Source organism: Kitasatospora sp. SUK 42, from assembly GCF_015776785.2.
In the GTDB taxonomy this organism is placed as follows: Bacteria; Actinomycetota; Actinomycetes; order Streptomycetales; family Streptomycetaceae; genus Kitasatospora.
Genome location: NZ_LFMD02000005.1, coordinates 465,010 through 479,683, shown reverse-complemented (window position 1 = coordinate 479,683; position 14,674 = coordinate 465,010). Strand labels below are relative to the sequence as shown.

Genomic DNA, 14,674 nt, shown 5'->3' with positions numbered 1-14,674 from the left:
GTGCGCGTACTGGTCAGAAGGTGAACCGCTCGACCTCGGCGAGGAGTTCGGCGCGGCGGGCCTCGTCGATGAAGGAGGCCCGGAAGGAGTTGGCGGCGAGGAGGCGCAGGGTCTCCTGGTCGAGGGCGAGGGCCTCGCGGACGGCGCGGAAGTTGTCCTCGACGTAGCCGCCGAAGTAGGCCGGGTCGTCGGAGTTGACGGTGACCAGCAGGCCGGCGTCCAGCAGCTCGCGCAGCGGGTGGTCGGCCAGGGTGTCGATGCAGCGCAGGCGGACGTTGGAGAGCGGGCAGAGGGTGAGCGGGATCCGCTCACGGGCCAGGCGCTCGACCAGCTCGGGGTCCTCCAGGCAGCGCAGGCCGTGGTCGATCCGCTCGACGCCGAGGACGTCCAGCGCCTCGGTGATGTACGAGGCCGGGCCCTCCTCGCCCGCGTGGGCGACCCTGCGCAGGCCGGCCTCGGCGGCCCGGCGGTAGACCTCGCGGAACTTCGCCGGCGGGTTGCCGACCTCGGCCGAGTCCAGGCCGATGCCCGCGATCCGGTCGAAGTACGGGCGGGCGGCCTCGAAGGTCTCCAGCGCGGAGTCGGCGGACTCGTCGCGCAGGAAGCACATGATCAGCTGGGTGCTGATGCCGTACCGCTCCTCGCTGCGCTCCAGCGCCCGGGTCAGCCCGTCGACCACCACGCCCAGCGGCACCCCGCGCGCGGTGTGCGCCTGCGGGTCGAAGAAGATCTCCGCGTGCCGCACGCCCTGCTCGGCGGCGCGGGCGAGGTAGGCGTCGGCGAGGTCGGCGAAGTCCTGCTCGGTGCGCAGCACGGCCATCAGCGCGTAGTAGAGGTCCAGGAAGGACTGGAGGTCGCTGAAGGAGTACGCCTTCCGCAGTTCCTCGGTGTCGGCGTAGGGCAGCTCGACGGAGTTGCGGGCGGCGAGGGCGAAGGCGAGTTCGGGCTCCAGGGTGCCTTCGATGTGCAGGTGGAGTTCGGCCTTGGGAAGCGGCATGTGCGATCTGTCCGAGCGGTAGCGGGGTGGACCTGAAAAGTCGGAAGGATTCATCCTATGATCTGCCCCGCCTCGGCGGGTGAGGCGGGCAGCTCCCGGAGGGAGCGCAGCGGCGAGAGCAGCGGCAGCGCCCCGGCCAGCGTGAGCAGTCCGGTCATCACCCACATGGTGGCCCTCAGTCCGATCGCCTCGCCGAGCACGCCGCCCGCGAGGGCGCCGAGCGGGATGGTGACGTGGACGGCGAACATCGAGCCGGCCGTCACCCTGGTGAGCAGTTCGGGCGGGGTGTAGGACTGCCGGAAGCTGCCGAGCACGACGTTGCAGAGCACCACCGCGGCGACCACCCCGAGCGACCCGACGACGTAGAGCACCGTCCCGGGGCCCGGCCCGGCCAGCGGCATCAGCAGGCCCAGCGGCACCGCGGTGAGCAGCACGATCCGCACCCCGCGCGCGGTGCCGAGGCGCCGGCACAGCGGCCGGGCGGCCAGCGCGCCGAGCACGCCGCCGACGGAGGAGACGGACGCGAGCCCGCCGACCCAGCCGGGGGCCACCCCGGCCTCCCGGAGCAGGAACAGCGGCAGGATCGACTGGTAGCCCATCAGCGCGAAGTTGGCGGCCGCGCCGAAGCACAGGAAGGAGCGCAGGTACGGGTCGCGCAGCAGGAAGGACAGCCCCTCCCGGACCTGCCCGCGCAGCCCCGTCCGCTCACGGCCGGCCGGCGCCGGCGAAGGCTCCGGTCTGGCCCGGATCCGCAGCAGGGTGCCGGTCGCGATCAGGAAGCTCACCGCGTCGGCGAGCAACCCGGCCGCCGCGCCCAGCAGTTGGACGGTCAGCCCGGCGAGGCCCCGTCCGGCGACCTCGGCGGCCGAGCCGCTGCCCTCCAGCTTGGCGTTGCCCTCGATCAGGTCCTCCGGCGCCACCAGCTCGGGCAGGTACGCGTGGTAGGCGGCGTCGAAGAACACCGAGGCCACCCCGCTGAGGAGGGCCACGGCCAGCAGCTGCGCCAGGGTGAGCACCCCGAACCAGCCCGCCACCGGCACGCTCGCGAACAGCGCTGCGGAGGCGAGGTTGCAGGCGATCATCACGGCCCGCCGGGGCACCCGGCCGACCCACACCCCGGCCGGCAGGCCGAACACCAGCCAGGGCAGCCAGACCGCGCCGGTCAGCAGGCCGGCGGCGAGCGGCCCGGCGTCCAGCACCAGCACCGCGACCAGCGGCAGCGCGACGGTGGTGACGCTGCTTCCCAGCCGGCTGACGGTCTGCCCCGCCCACAGCAGCCGGAAGTCGCGCTGCGCGAACAGGCCCCAGCGCGAACGGGCTTCGGGTGCCGGGGCGGTGATCGTGGCGGTCACGGCCGGGCCGGGACGCTGTGTGAGAAGGCGAGGACGGTCTCGCGCTCGCGCCCGTCCTGCGGCACCGGCCGGTGCGCCCACTTCTGGATCAGCCCGTGCAGGTCCGCGGCCAGCTCCCGGGCCTCCTCGGGGGTGAGCCGCAGCCAGGTCTGGGTGGCGATCGAGCAGCCGTCCCGCCACTCGGGCCCGTAGCCGCCGCGCCGTACGGCCCACTCGCGGACCAGCTCGACCTGGCGCTCCAGCAGGATCGAGCCGGCCGCCTCCGCGACCGCCTCGGCGACCGGGTCGCCGTCGAAGTCGGCCCTGGTCCAGCTGAGTTCCCTGTCGGCGAGCCGCCACCAGTGCTCGCGCCGGTTCCGGGCGAGTTCGGGCGCCTCGGCGATCAGCCCGCTCTCGGCGAGCACCTTCAGGTGGTGGCTGACGTTGCCGGGCGCCTGCCCGGTGCGTTCCGCGAGCTGCCCGACGGTCGCCGGGCCGTCCACCTTGAGCAGGTCGAGCACGCGGCGGCGCAGCGGGTGGGTGAGGGAGGCGAGCACCCGGGAGTCGGAGATCTCCCGGGAGTCGCGCGGTTCGTCCGTCGTCTCGGTCATGGCCGGAGAATATCCACAAGAGCTCTTGTGCGACAGCCCTTGTGCAACATCTCTTGTCGATGGGGGCCCGGTCGAACGGGTGCAGCGTCGGCGGTCGGCAGGCACCCTGTAGGTGGGGACATCCGCCGAGGAGGCACCGAGATGCAGCACGCCGAGGACCCGCACATCCGGCCCGCGGGCGTCTCCCCGCACGCCCTGGGCAACGACATCCTGCTGCACGAGCTGGAGCAGCTGCACCGCACGCGCCACGAGACGTTCCTGTACGGATCGGAGGACGCGCTGAAGCGGCACACGCTGCGCACCGGCCAGCTGGAGGCCGAGTACCTGCACCGCTTCCCCAACCGGCAGGTGACCGCCGCGCGGACCAGGGCCGGGGCCCGGGCGCGGGAGGCGGCGGCCCGGGTGGAGTCGCTGCCCGAGTAGCGCCGGCACCAGGCCGGACCCGCCCCGGACCCGTGCGGGACACGCCGGGCGGCGGTGGCGTGCCCGGGGGCGGGGCGTCGGGGAGGGTGTGAGGGCAGACGCACGGAGACAGACGCGCCGGACACCGACACACCGACACACCGGGCATCGGCGCACCGGCGCACCGGACCCGGACCCGGACCCCCAAGGGAGCCCCGCATGCCCATCGCCAGCGTCAACCCCGCGACCGGCGAGACCGTCCAGACCTTCGAACCGTTCGACGCGGCCGAGATCGAGCGGCGGCTGGCCCGCGCCGAGGCCGCCTTCCACAGCTACCGAGGCACCCCCTTCGCCACCCGCGCCAAGCTGATGCGCCGGGCCGCCGACCTGCTGGACCACGACCAGGAGGCGGTCGCCCGCATCATGACCGAGGAGATGGGCAAGCCGCTCGCCGCCGCCCGGGCCGAGGCCGCCAAGTGCGCGAAGGCGATGCGCTGGTACGCCGAGCACGCCGAGGAGCTGCTGGCCGACGAGCACCCGGCTCCGGCGGACGTCAGCGACTCCGGAGCCGCCCGCGCGTACGTCCGCTATCGCCCGATCGGTCCAGTTCTCGCCGTCATGCCCTGGAACTTTCCCTTCTGGCAGGTCCTCCGGTTCGCCGCCCCGGCCCTGATGGCGGGCAACGTGGGCCTGCTCAAGCACGCCTCCAACGTGCCGCGCACGGCGCTCGCGATCGAGGAGCTGTTCCGGCGGGCCGGCTTCCCGGAGGGCTGCTTCCAGACCCTGCTGATCGGCTCGGGCGCGGTCGAGGGCGTGATCCGGGACCGCAGGGTCGCCGCCGTCACCCTCACCGGCAGCGAGCCGGCCGGGCGGGCGGTCGCGGCGGCCGCCGCGGACGAGGTGAAGAAGGCGGTGCTGGAGCTGGGCGGCAGCGACCCGTACGTCGTCCTGCCGAGTGCCGACCTGGACGCCGCGGTGCGCACCGCCGTCCGGGCCCGGGTGCAGAACAACGGGCAGTCCTGCATCGCCGCCAAGCGCTTCATCGTGCACACCGACGTGTACGACCGCTTCACCGCCGCCTTCACCGAGGCGATGCGCGGGCTGAAGATCGGCGACCCGATGGACGAGGCCACCGACGTCGGCCCGCTGGCCAGCCGCCAGGGCCGGGACGACCTGGAGGAGCTGGTCGAGGACGCCCGCACCCACGGCGCCCGGGTGGAGTGCGGCGGCGGCCGCCCTGAGGGCTGGGACACCGGGTACTTCTACGAGCCGACCGTGCTGACCGGCATCACCTCGGCGATGCGGATCCACCAGGAGGAGACCTTCGGCCCGGTCGCCACCGTCTACCGGGTCGCCGACCTGGACGAGGCGGTGGCGCTCGCCAACGACACCCCGTTCGGGCTGAGTTCCAACGTCTGGACGACCGACCAGGCCGAGCAGGAGCGCTTCGTGCGCGACATCCAGGCCGGCGGGGTGTTCTTCAACGGCATGACCGCCTCCCACCCGGCGCTGCCCTTCGGCGGCGTCAAGCGCTCGGGCTTCGGGCGGGAGCTGTCCGGGCACGGGATCCGGGAGTTCTGCAACGTCACCACGGTGTGGATCGGCTGAGCCCTCCCGGATCCGCGCTCACCCCGGATCCGCGCTCACCCCGGCCCGGTCAGGACGCCATCCGGTGTCTGCCCGGGCCGGGCGTCAGCCAGCGGGCGACGACGCCGACGATGGCGATGAGGGTCAGGCCCCAGAAGACCGCCATCGGCACCAGGACCGGCAGCAGGCTCACCTGGACGGCGACCATGCACAGGCCGATCGAGAGCGCGATCATGAAGGTCACCACGGTGGGGCTGAGGCTGAGCAGCCAGTGCCAGGCCCGGTGCCCGAAGCCCCGGGCCTTCGGCGGGGTGTCGGGGGCGGTTTCGAGTTCCTTGTAGGTCAGCAGGTCCATCGGGGATCGCCTCCAATGCTGGACGGGAGGGAGGGCTCGGCCCGCGGGGTCAGGAGGCCCTGCGCGGAGCCGAGGGCTTTCGGGTGGTGGTCTTCTTCGCCGCGCCGACAGCCTTCGACGCGGAGGCCTTCGATGCGGCGGCCTTCGGCGCGGCCGGCTTCCCGCCGGCCGCGGAGCTCTTCTTCGCCGCGGCGCGCCTGTGGGGCGCGGGCTCCTCCTCGGCCTCGGCTTCGGGCCCGGCCCCGGCGCCCCGCGCCCGCCCGCCCCTGGCCTGCTTGAGGCTGCTGCGCAGCGCCTCCATCAGGTCGATCACGTTGTCCGGCGCCTCGCCGGGCTCCTCCTCGTGAGGGACCTCGACGCCCTCCAGCCGGGCGGTGATCACCTGTTGCAGCGCCTGCTGGTAGTCGTCGTGCAGTTGGGCGAGGTCGAAGTCCTCGGAGAGGGTGTCCATCAGCGAGCGCGCCATCTTCAGCTCCTGAGGCCGGACGGTGACGTCCTCCTCGGGCGCGATCCCGGCCGCCGGGCGGACCTCGTCGGGCCAGATGCAGGTCTGGAGCACGAGCGTCCCGTCGTGCACCCGCAGCACGGCCGGCGACTCCCGGGTGCGCAGCGCGATCTTGGTGACCGCGATCCGCCCGGACTCGACCAGCGCGTCCCGCAGCAGCGCGTACGGCTTGGCGGCGGCCTTGTCGGCCACGCCCACGTAGTAGGCCTTGGAGAACATCAGCGGGTCGATCTCGTCCGCCTCCACGAAGGCCAGCACGTCGATGATCTTCTTGCTGGGCAGCGGCAGGTCGGCGAGGTCCTCGTCGGTGAGCGTGACGGTGCGGCCGTCGGGCGACTCGTAGCCCTTGGCGATCTCGGCGTACGGGACCTCCCTCTCCTCCCGCTCGCAGTACCGCCTCATCCGGACCCGTCCGCCGTCCTTGGCGTGCACCTGGTGCAGCGGGACGTCGTGCTCCTGGGTCGCGGAGTACAGGTGGACGGGGATGCTGACCAGCCCGAAGCTGATCGTCCCCTTCCAGGTGGTCTGCATGGGGTCGCTCCTGAACCTGCGCCGGGGACGTGGCCTGCGCCGACGTGACCGGCGTCGAGAACGTTCGGGGGTGCTCCGAGGATTGCCCCGAGAGTCCCACTGTGCCCGGGTTTGCGCCGATCGGCCACACCGCGCTCACAATGGGCCGAGGAGGTCGATGCGGATGACCGTCCGGAGCCGGGGGGACAGCCGTCACACCCGCGGTCCGGATCGTGCGCCGCCACCGGATCGGACCACCTACCGGGTGGTCTACACCGTGCGCGGCGAACCCGGGGTGCGCCGGGAGGAGGTCACCGTGGTGCCCGGGTACTCGCGGGAGAGCGACATTCCGCGGATCCTGGCCGCCCGGCTCGCCCCCGAATCGTTCGACGTGCGACCAGAGATCATCGTGCTCGAACTGTGTGAACTCTGATCCCCTGGTGCGGAATCCGATCTTCGCCATACTGACGATGCGTCAGATTTGAGGTTTCCGGAACCTTTTTCAACCCCTCTGACCTGCGGTTTCCTGTCCGGTTAGCGAACATTTACCGAACTTCTGTTCCGATAGCCGGGCGGAGAAGTTACGTTGCACCGCAATGCGCGGTCCGTCCCCCACCCTTCGGCGAGACGAGTCGAGGGTCATGCCGCGCGGGAAAGGCACAGGGCACCCTTGATGAGTGCGGACACCACCAGGCCCGCGGTATCCACCCCGGTCCCCCACCAGTCCAGCCCGATCGCACACGGTGGCGACGGCCACCTGAAGGCCGGGCTCAAGAACCGGCACCTGTCGATGATCGCCATCGGCGGCGTGATCGGCGCCGGGCTGTTCGTCGGATCGGGCGCGGGCATCGCGACCACCGGCCCGGGCATCCTGCTCTCCTACGCGATGGCGGGCGTGCTGGTCGTGCTGGTGATGCGAATGCTCGGCGAGATGGCGGCGGCCGACCCGCAGAGCGGGTCGTTCTCCGCGTACGCGGACCGCGCGCTGGGCCGCTGGGCCGGCTTCACCATCGGCTGGCTGTACTGGTTCTTCTGGGTCGTGGTGCTCGCGGTCGAGGCGACGGCCGGTGCCAAGATCCTCAACGGCTGGGTGCCCGGAGTGCCGCAGTGGGGGTGGGCGCTGATAGTGATGGCGGTGCTGACCGCCACCAACCTGTTCTCCGTCGCCTCCTACGGCGAGTTCGAGTTCTGGTTCGCCGGGATCAAGGTGGTCGCGATCGCCGCGTTCCTGGTGATCGGCACCCTCGCCGCCTTCGGCCTGATGCCGGGCACCCACGCGGTCGGCGCCACCAACCTGACCGGCCAGGGCGGCTTCCTGCCGCACGGGGTGGGGGCGGTGTTCACCGGCATGCTGACCGTGGTGTTCGCCTTCATGGGCAGCGAGATCGTCACGCTCGCGGCCGGCGAGTCGGAGGACCCGGAGAAGGCGGTCAGCAAGGCCACCAACAGCGTGATCTGGCGGATCGGGATCTTCTACCTGGGCTCGATCCTGCTGGTGGTCACCCTGCTGCCGTGGAACTCCTCCGCGGTCAAGGACAGCCCGTACGTGGCGGTGCTGGACCACGTGGGCATCCCCCACGCGGGCCAGGTGATGAACGTGATCGTGCTGACGGCCGTGCTGTCCTGCCTCAACTCGGGCATGTACACCGCCTCCCGGATGGCCTTCTCGCTCGGCCAGCGCGGGGACGCGCCGAAGGTCTTCGCGAGCGTGACCTCCCGGGGCGTGCCGCGGGCGGCCATCCTCGCCTCGGTGGTCGTCGGCTTCGTCGCCGTCTTCTTCAACTACACCTCTCCGGACACCGTGTTCGCCTTCCTGCTCAACTCCTCCGGAGCGGTCGCGCTGTTCGTCTGGCTGGTGATCTGCTTCTCCCAGCTGCGGATGCGCAGGATCATCGAGCGCGAGATGCCCGAGCGGCTGACCGTCCGGATGTGGCTGTACCCCTACCTGACCTGGACGGCCATCGGCATGATCGGGTTCGTGGTGGCGTACATGTTCACCGACGCCGACGGGCGCAAGCAGATGTACCTGTCGCTGGCTGCCGCGGCGATCGTGCTGGCGGCGTCGGCCGTGGTGGGCCGACGGCGGCGGGCGGCGGTGGCGGTGGCGGGGTCCTGACCCGCCCGCACCGCCCGACAGGGCCGGGCCCGGGAGCCGTTGCGGAGGCTCCCGGGCCCGGTGCCGTTGTGCCCACTGCCATTGCGTCCACCGCCGCCGTGTCCGCCACCGGACCGCTGCCCGGCGGCCGCCGGACGGCGCCCTGGACGGCGACCGCGCGGTCACGGTGCGTCGACGTCGGCCCGGCGGACGTGTGAGGCCGCCCACAGGGGGTTCCACGTCTACGGCCCTCGATAGTGGTCGCCCCCGCCGCACCGGCCGACCGGCCGCCCCGGCCGGGGCGGCACCGCGCCGTCCGCCACCGCGACCGGCCTGAAGAACCCAGGCCACCGGCCTTCCGACCCTCGCGCACCCCCGGCGCCGACCGCCCGCGACGCCCGGATGCGCAATTCGGACAAACTTCACCAAATCCACCTCGGGGCCTCGATCCGGCCGCCCCGAAGCCACTACTCCGCGTAGTAGCGAACGCCTTTGCCACCCGTCCTCGACCCTGCCAAGAATGGCCCGTCGCCAGGCAGCGCCGGCCGGCCCGTCCGCCGCGCAGCCCGCCGCCCCGCCGCTTCCGCCGGGGTGCGACGGCCGTCCCGGACGGCCGTGCGGGCCCCGCTCACCCGGAGCTCGCGCGATGCCCCGCGCCCAGTGCCACCGGCACGGCCTCCCGACGGAAAAGGACCGACCGCTCCATGCCGCTCAGCCATGCCCGCCGTAACTCCCTGATCACCGGCGTCGCCACCCTCGTGCTCTCCGGTGCCGCCACCGCCGCCCTCGCCATCCCGCAGGTCGGCAGCTCCACCGAGGCCGCCCCCGTGGCCGCCGTGACGGTGGCCGACAAGCCGGCCGGCGAGCAGGCCCCGGCCGACACCACGGCCGCCGAGCCGACCACGCAGCAGGCGCAGGCCGCCCAGGCCGAGGCGGACGCCGCCGCCCAGGCGCAGGCCCAGGCCGCCGCCCAGGCCGAGGCCGAGGCGAAGGCCCAGGCGGACGCCAAGGCCCAGGCCGACGCCGCCGCCTCCCGCTCCCAGGAGCGCGCGAGCCTCACCGGGACCCCGCAGCAGATCGCCGCGCAGATCGTCCCGGCCGGCCAGCTCCAGTGCTTCAGCAACATCGTGTACCGCGAGAGCAGCTGGAACCCGCAGGCCGTCAACGCCTCCTCCGGCGCCTACGGCCTGGTCCAGGCGCTGCCCGGCACCAAGATGGCCTCGGCCGGCGCCGACTGGCGCACCAACCCGGCCACCCAGATCAAGTGGGGCCTGGACTACATGAACACCCGCTACGGCAGCCCCTGCGACGCCTGGGCGTTCTGGCAGAACCACCACTGGTACTGATCCGGCCCGACCTGCCGGTTCACTCCCCCGCTCCGGGCCCGCGACGCACTCCGCGCCGCGGGCCCGGAGCGTTTCCGGCCGGCTTCCCGGACGGGTTCGCGGCCCGGTTCGCGGCCGGGTTCCCGGACGGCGTGGACACGTCCGGAAGGCGGCGTGAAGATATGGCGCACGGTCGTACGATTTGCCGCCAATTGATCGGAATTACTCCTGGTCACGGCTTTGCCACCGTTCGCCCGCGCTCTTACGCTCCGGCGTCATGCCCTCACCCCTGATCAGTGTCGTGCTCCCCGCCTACGACCAGCACGGACAGCTCTCCGACTGTCTGGACTCACTGCTCGCCCAGTCCCTGGCGAACGTCGAGGTGATCGTGGTCGCCGACCGCTCCCCCGAGACCGCGGGCGAGCTCGCCGAGGCGTACGCGGCACGCCACCCGCGGGTGTCGGTGCTGCGCCTGAACGCGGCGGTCGGGGTCGGGGTGAGCCGGAACGCGGGTGCGACGCGGGCCTCCGGCGACTACCTGCTGTTCCTGGACGCCGACCACCTGCTGCCCCGGGACGCGCTCCAGACCCTCGCCGACCGGCTCTCCCAGACCGGGCCGGTGGACGTGCTGCTGTTCGGCCACTCCCGCCGCCACAAGGACCGCGACTGGCCGGGCGGCGCCGAGGCGCTGCTCGCCGAGGCCGGCCCCGAGGCCTTCGCCCCCTTCGACCGGCCCGCGCTGTTCGGCGCCCCGCCGCTGATCTGGGACCGGCTGATCCGCCGCGGCCACTGGGAGGAGCTGGGGCTCGCCTTCCCCGACGGCCGGTACGAGGAGGTCCCGGTGGTGCACGCCGCGCTGCTCGGCGCGCAGCGGGCCGCCGTGCTGCCGCGCGAGTGCGTCCAGCTGCGCCGCCGCGAGACCGTCCACCCGGCCGGCGGCCCGGGCAGCAGCGTGTTCGACCTCTTCGACCAGTACGAGCGCAGCTTCGCGCTGCTGGAGGACCAGCCGCACCTGTACGCGGTGCGCGACGCGCTGTTCGTGCGGATGATCCGGCACTACCTGTTCGTCTTCGACCTCGCCGGCTGCGTCTCCCGGGCCGAGCGGCCGCAGTTCTTCCACCGGGCCGCCGAGCACCACCGCCGCTTCCTCCCGCCGGGCCACCGCAAGCCGGCCGGCCGGGAGGGGATCAAGTTCTCGCTGCTGGCCGGCGGCGCCTACCCGGCGTTCGAGGTCGCCAAGCTCTCGCACATCGCGCGCGGCACGCTCACCGGGAGGAAGTGACCGGCCACCGCCGGGGAGGGTGCCCGGTGCCGCCGCGCCGCCAGGGGTGCCGGGCGCCCGTGCGCCGCCGGGGGTGCCGTCCGACACCCCGTCGGCGGTACCGCCGTCGTGCCCGGTACCCGTGCGGCGCCGGGCCTGCGATCATCGGCGGAGCCGACACCGCACCCGCCCGGGAGGTCCCTGGTGAGCCGTCCGTCCGCCGTACCCGGGGCCGAACTGGCCCGTGAGCTGGCCGCCGTGCTGCGCGGGGAGGTCCGCTTCGGCACCGCCGAACGGACCGTCTACAGCCACGACGCCTCCAACTACCGGCAGTTGCCGCTCGGCGTGGTCAAGCCCGCCGACCTGGACGACGTGCGCACCGCGCTCGCGCTGTGCCGCGAGTACCAGGTGCCGGTGGTGGCGCGCGGCGCCGGCACCAGCATCGGCGGGCAGGCGATCGGCCCGGGCGCGGTGGTGCTGGACTTCCGCCGCCACCTCGGCGCGGTGCTGGCGCTCGACCCCGAGGCCCGCACCGCCCGCGTCCAGCCCGGCACCGTACTGGACGACCTCCAGCGCGCCGCCAGGCCGTACGGGCTGCGCTTCGGCCCGGACCCGTCCACGCACAGCCGCTGCACCCTCGGCGGCATGATCGGCAACGACTCCTGCGGCTCCCACTCGCTCGCCTGGGGCCGCACCGCCGACAACGTCGAGCAGCTGGAGCTGCTGCTCGCGGACGGCACCGAGCTGACCGTCGGGGGGCCGCTCACCGCCGCCGACCGGGCCCGACTGCGGTCCGAACCCGGGAGCGTCGGCCAACTCCACACCCGGCTCCAGGAGTTCACCGACCGCAACCTCGCCACCATCCGGCGCGGCATGCCGCAGCTGCCGCGCCGCACCTCCGGCTACCCGCTGGACGCGCTGCTGCCCGAGCAGGGCCACGACCTGGCCAGGGCGATCACCGGCACCGAGGGCACCTGCGCCCTGCTGCTCGGCGCCACCGTCCGGCTGGTCGAGGACCCGCCCGCCCGGGCCCTGGTGGTGGCCGGCTACCCCGACGAGGGCGCCGCCGCCGACGCCGTCCCCGCCCTGCTGCCGCTGGGGCCGCTGACCGCCGAGGGCATGGCGGCCGACCTGATCGCCGCACTGCTCGCGGCGGGCCCCCGCCCGCCCGCGCTGGACCGGCTCCCCGCCGGCGAGTGCTGGCTGTTCCTGGAGACCGGCGGCGCCACCCCCGTGGAGGCCTACCAGGCCGCCCGCCGGCTCGCCGACGCGGTGCGCCGCGAGCCCTCGGCCGCCGTCGCCCTGGTCACCGACCCGGCGGAGCAGCGCCAGCTGTGGGCCGTCCGGGAGGCGGGCGCCGGAATCGTCACCCGGCTGCCCGGGGGCGGCGAGGCCTGGCCCGGCTGGGAGGACTCCGCCGTTCCGCCCGAACGGCTCGGCGACTACCTGCGGGGCCTGCGCGCCCTGCTGCGCCGGCACGGCCTGCACGGCGTCCCGTACGGGCACTTCGGCGACGGCTGCGTGCACCTGCGGATCGACTTCCCGCTGGACAGGCCCCAAGGGGCGCCGGTGTTCCGGGAGTTCCTGGAGCAGGCGGCCGATCTGGCGGTCTCGTACGGCGGTTCGCTCTCCGGCGAGCACGGCGACGGGCAGGCCCGCTCCGAACTGCTGCCGCGCATGTACGCGCCCGAAGTCATCGACCTCTTCGGTGAGTTCAAGCGGATCTGGGACCCGGAGAACCTGCTCAACCCGGGCGCGCTGGTCGATCCGCGCCCGCTCGACGCCGACCTGCGCTTCGTCACCGCCCCGCGCCGCCCGCTGCCGCTGGCCCTGCCGTACGCGCAGGACGACGGCAGCCTGACCAAGGCGGTGCACCGCTGCGTGGGCGTCGCCAAGTGCGTGGACCCGACCACCGGGGTGATGTGCCCCAGCTACATGGCCACCGGCGAGGAGCGGCACTCCACCCGGGGCCGGGCCCGGCTGCTCGCCGAGATGCTGCGCGGGGACGCCATCGCGGACGGCTGGCGCTCCGAGGAGGTCCGGGAGGCGCTGGACCTCTGCCTGAGCTGCAAGGGCTGCGCGAGCGACTGCCCGGTGCACGTCGACATGGCGACCTACAAGACGGAGTTCCTGTACCAGCACTACCGGTACCGGCCACGCCCGCTGTCGCACTACTCGATGGGCTGGCTGCCGCTGTGGCTGCGGGCGGTCTCGCTCGCGCCGGGGGCCGCCAACACCCTGGTCCGCTCGCCGGCCGGCGCCCTGCTCAAGCGGCTCGGCGGGATCGACCGGCGTCGGGTGCTGCCGGTCTTCCCGCCCGAGACCTTCACCCGCTGGTACCGGCGGCACCGCGCCTCGCACCCGGCCCCGGCGGGCGCCCGGCCCGTACTGCTGTGGCCGGACACCTTCTCGGACCACCTGCAACCGGGCGTGCTGCGTTCGGCCGTCGAGGTGCTGGAGCACCTGGGCTTCGACGTCCGGCTCCCGGCGGGCCCGGTGTGCTGCGGCCTCACCTGGTACTCCACCGGCCAACTCGGCACCGCCCGCCGGGTGTTGCGGCGCAGCCTGCGGACGCTGACGGCCACCGGGCTCCCGGCCGACACCCCCGTGGTCGGCCTGGACCCCAGCTGCACCGCCACCCTGCGCGAGGACCTGCCCCGGCTGCTCGGCGCCGACGGCCGCCCGCTCGCCGAACGCACCCGCACCTTCGCCGAGTTCGTCGACGAGTACGCCCCGGACGCCCCGCTCCCCCGCGTCCCGCTGGACGCCGTCACCCAGACCCACTGCCACCAGCACGCGGTGCTCGGCAGCGCCGCCGACCGCCGGGTCGAGGCCCGACTGGGCCTGCACAACCGGGTGCTGGACTCCGGCTGCTGCGGACTGGCGGGCAACTTCGGCTTCGAGCAGGGCCACTTCGAGGTGTCCGAGGCGATCGCCGAGCGCGTCCTGCTGCCCGAGGTGCGGGCGGCCGGTCCGGACACCGTGGTGCTGGCGGACGGCTTCAGCTGCCGCACCCAGATCGCCCAACTCGCCGACGGGCGAAGGGCTCTGCACCTGGCGGAGCTGATCGCCCGGGCCCTGCGGCCGCCGGAGTAGGGAGCGCGGCCGGGCCGGTCACCGACCGGCCCGGCCCGAATCCCGCCAGGACCCGGCGTCCCGCCGCTCGGGTGCGAACGGGGTGCCGGAGGAGAGCGCGCGGTAGCCGACCACCAGCGCCTCGCCCAGGAAGCCCACGCCGATCGACAGTTGGACCGGTCGGGCGTCGGGGGCGAGTCCGAAGTGCCCTGCGGCCATGGCGAAGCCGGCCGTCACGGCCAGCGAGACCGCGGCCACCAGGAAGGTCCGGCCGGTGTAGCGCTGCCACAGCGCCCCCTCGCGCTCGTAGACCCGGATGGTGGCGCCGCGGACCGCCCCGAGCGCGGTGCCGAGCGCGGCGCCCGCCGCCACCCAGGCGTAGTCGCCCGCGCCGAGGCCGTGGTGCCGCGACAGCGCCCACAGGCCGAGGCCGGTGAGCACCACCGGCGGCGCGAAGAGGTCCCGGGCGTTGAGCGGTTCGCCGCGCAGCCGCCGGACCACGACCACGACGACCACGGCGGCGATCAGCGCCACGTGCAGCCAGTTGTTCATCCCTGCTCCCCGAGTTTTTATAGCTTGACCGTGCTAAATCAGCAATTTAGCTCGCCCGTGCTATAACG

General features: G+C 73.7%; 13 protein-coding genes. 7 read left to right on the top strand and 6 right to left on the bottom strand.

The window, feature by feature from the left end; genetic code table 11:
• Positions 1–13: 13 nt before the first annotated feature.
• Genes RZ50_RS20770 through RZ50_RS20760 form a run of 3 tightly spaced genes read right to left on the bottom strand, consistent with a single transcriptional unit; the run spans position 14 to position 2,939 of the window.
• The gene (locus tag RZ50_RS20770) at positions 14–997 is read right to left on the bottom strand and encodes an adenosine deaminase (protein WP_196949078.1); all 984 of its coding nucleotides are present in this window, start codon (positions 995–997) and stop codon (positions 14–16) included.
• Between the two features lie 50 nt (positions 998–1,047).
• The gene (locus RZ50_RS20765) at positions 1,048–2,349 is read right to left on the bottom strand and encodes an MFS transporter (RefSeq protein WP_308271955.1); all 1,302 of its coding nucleotides are present in this window, start codon (positions 2,347–2,349) and stop codon (positions 1,048–1,050) included.
• Positions 2,346–2,939, bottom strand: a complete 594-nt coding sequence (locus RZ50_RS20760) for a helix-turn-helix transcriptional regulator (protein WP_196949079.1) — start codon at positions 2,937–2,939, stop codon at positions 2,346–2,348. The genes RZ50_RS20765 and RZ50_RS20760 overlap by 4 nt, the downstream gene beginning before the upstream one ends.
• A 141-nt stretch (positions 2,940–3,080) precedes the next feature.
• Between RZ50_RS20760 and RZ50_RS20755 the strand changes: the two genes are divergently transcribed.
• Together RZ50_RS20755 and RZ50_RS20750 are read left to right on the top strand one after the other, a co-directional pair.
• Entirely contained in the window at positions 3,081–3,362 is a 282-nt protein-coding gene (locus tag RZ50_RS20755) for a DUF6158 family protein (protein WP_196949080.1), read from the top strand.
• A 198-nt stretch (positions 3,363–3,560) separates the two neighbouring features.
• Positions 3,561–4,949 (top strand): NADP-dependent succinic semialdehyde dehydrogenase, encoded by a 1,389-nt coding sequence (locus tag RZ50_RS20750; RefSeq protein WP_196949081.1) that lies wholly within the window; start codon positions 3,561–3,563, stop codon positions 4,947–4,949.
• A 49-nt stretch (positions 4,950–4,998) separates the two neighbouring features.
• On the opposite strand, the gene RZ50_RS20745 is transcribed toward RZ50_RS20750, so the two are convergent.
• On the bottom strand, positions 4,999–5,283 hold the full coding sequence (locus RZ50_RS20745; protein ID WP_196949082.1) for a hypothetical protein: 285 nt from the start codon (positions 5,281–5,283) through the stop codon (positions 4,999–5,001).
• 49 nt (positions 5,284–5,332) lie between these two features.
• Positions 5,333–6,319, bottom strand: coding sequence for a Ku protein (locus RZ50_RS20740; RefSeq protein ID WP_196949083.1), 987 nt, complete (start codon positions 6,317–6,319; stop codon positions 5,333–5,335).
• A gap of 163 nt (positions 6,320–6,482) precedes the next feature.
• Here RZ50_RS20740 and RZ50_RS20735 point away from each other — a divergent pair, with 163 nt between their 5' ends.
• The 5 genes from RZ50_RS20735 to RZ50_RS20715 all read left to right on the top strand — a co-directional run bounded on the left by RZ50_RS20735 (position 6,483) and on the right by RZ50_RS20715 (position 14,075).
• On the top strand, positions 6,483–6,731 hold the full coding sequence (locus tag RZ50_RS20735) for a hypothetical protein (protein ID WP_196949084.1): 249 nt from the start codon (positions 6,483–6,485) through the stop codon (positions 6,729–6,731).
• 240 nt (positions 6,732–6,971) lie between these two features.
• The gene (locus RZ50_RS20730) at positions 6,972–8,414 is read left to right on the top strand and encodes an amino acid permease (RefSeq protein WP_196949085.1); all 1,443 of its coding nucleotides are present in this window, start codon (positions 6,972–6,974) and stop codon (positions 8,412–8,414) included.
• Positions 8,415–9,097: 683 nt separating this feature from the next.
• Positions 9,098–9,739 carry a transglycosylase SLT domain-containing protein gene (locus RZ50_RS20725; RefSeq protein ID WP_196949086.1) on the top strand — a complete coding sequence of 214 codons (642 nt, stop codon included), beginning with the start codon at positions 9,098–9,100 and terminating at the stop codon, positions 9,737–9,739.
• A 256-nt stretch (positions 9,740–9,995) separates the two neighbouring features.
• Positions 9,996–11,000, top strand: a complete 1,005-nt coding sequence (locus RZ50_RS20720; protein WP_196949087.1) for a glycosyltransferase family 2 protein — start codon at positions 9,996–9,998, stop codon at positions 10,998–11,000.
• Positions 11,001–11,183: 183 nt separating this feature from the next.
• Positions 11,184–14,075, top strand: coding sequence for an FAD-binding and (Fe-S)-binding domain-containing protein (locus RZ50_RS20715; protein ID WP_196949088.1), 2,892 nt, complete (start codon positions 11,184–11,186; stop codon positions 14,073–14,075).
• A gap of 18 nt (positions 14,076–14,093) precedes the next feature.
• Here the strand turns inward: RZ50_RS20715 and RZ50_RS20710 are convergent, their stop codons facing one another.
• Positions 14,094–14,606 carry a DUF1453 family protein gene (locus RZ50_RS20710; RefSeq protein WP_196949089.1) on the bottom strand — a complete coding sequence of 171 codons (513 nt, stop codon included), beginning with the start codon at positions 14,604–14,606 and terminating at the stop codon, positions 14,094–14,096.
• Between the last annotated feature and the right edge of the window lie 68 nt (positions 14,607–14,674).

Coding starts and splice junctions, on each gene's coding strand:
- RZ50_RS20770 (WP_196949078.1), bottom strand. CDS start 997: ATGCCGCTTCCCAAGGCCGAACTCCACCTGCACATCGAAGGCACCCTG.
- RZ50_RS20760 (WP_196949079.1), bottom strand. CDS start 2,939: ATGACCGAGACGACGGACGAACCGCGCGACTCCCGGGAGATCTCCGAC.
- RZ50_RS20755 (WP_196949080.1), top strand. CDS start 3,081: ATGCAGCACGCCGAGGACCCGCACATCCGGCCCGCGGGCGTCTCCCCG.
- RZ50_RS20750 (WP_196949081.1), top strand. CDS start 3,561: ATGCCCATCGCCAGCGTCAACCCCGCGACCGGCGAGACCGTCCAGACC.
- RZ50_RS20745 (WP_196949082.1), bottom strand. CDS start 5,283: ATGGACCTGCTGACCTACAAGGAACTCGAAACCGCCCCCGACACCCCG.
- RZ50_RS20740 (WP_196949083.1), bottom strand. CDS start 6,319: ATGCAGACCACCTGGAAGGGGACGATCAGCTTCGGGCTGGTCAGCATC.
- RZ50_RS20735 (WP_196949084.1), top strand. CDS start 6,483: ATGACCGTCCGGAGCCGGGGGGACAGCCGTCACACCCGCGGTCCGGAT.
- RZ50_RS20730 (WP_196949085.1), top strand. CDS start 6,972: ATGAGTGCGGACACCACCAGGCCCGCGGTATCCACCCCGGTCCCCCAC.
- RZ50_RS20725 (WP_196949086.1), top strand. CDS start 9,098: ATGCCGCTCAGCCATGCCCGCCGTAACTCCCTGATCACCGGCGTCGCC.
- RZ50_RS20720 (WP_196949087.1), top strand. CDS start 9,996: ATGCCCTCACCCCTGATCAGTGTCGTGCTCCCCGCCTACGACCAGCAC.
- RZ50_RS20710 (WP_196949089.1), bottom strand. CDS start 14,606: ATGAACAACTGGCTGCACGTGGCGCTGATCGCCGCCGTGGTCGTCGTG.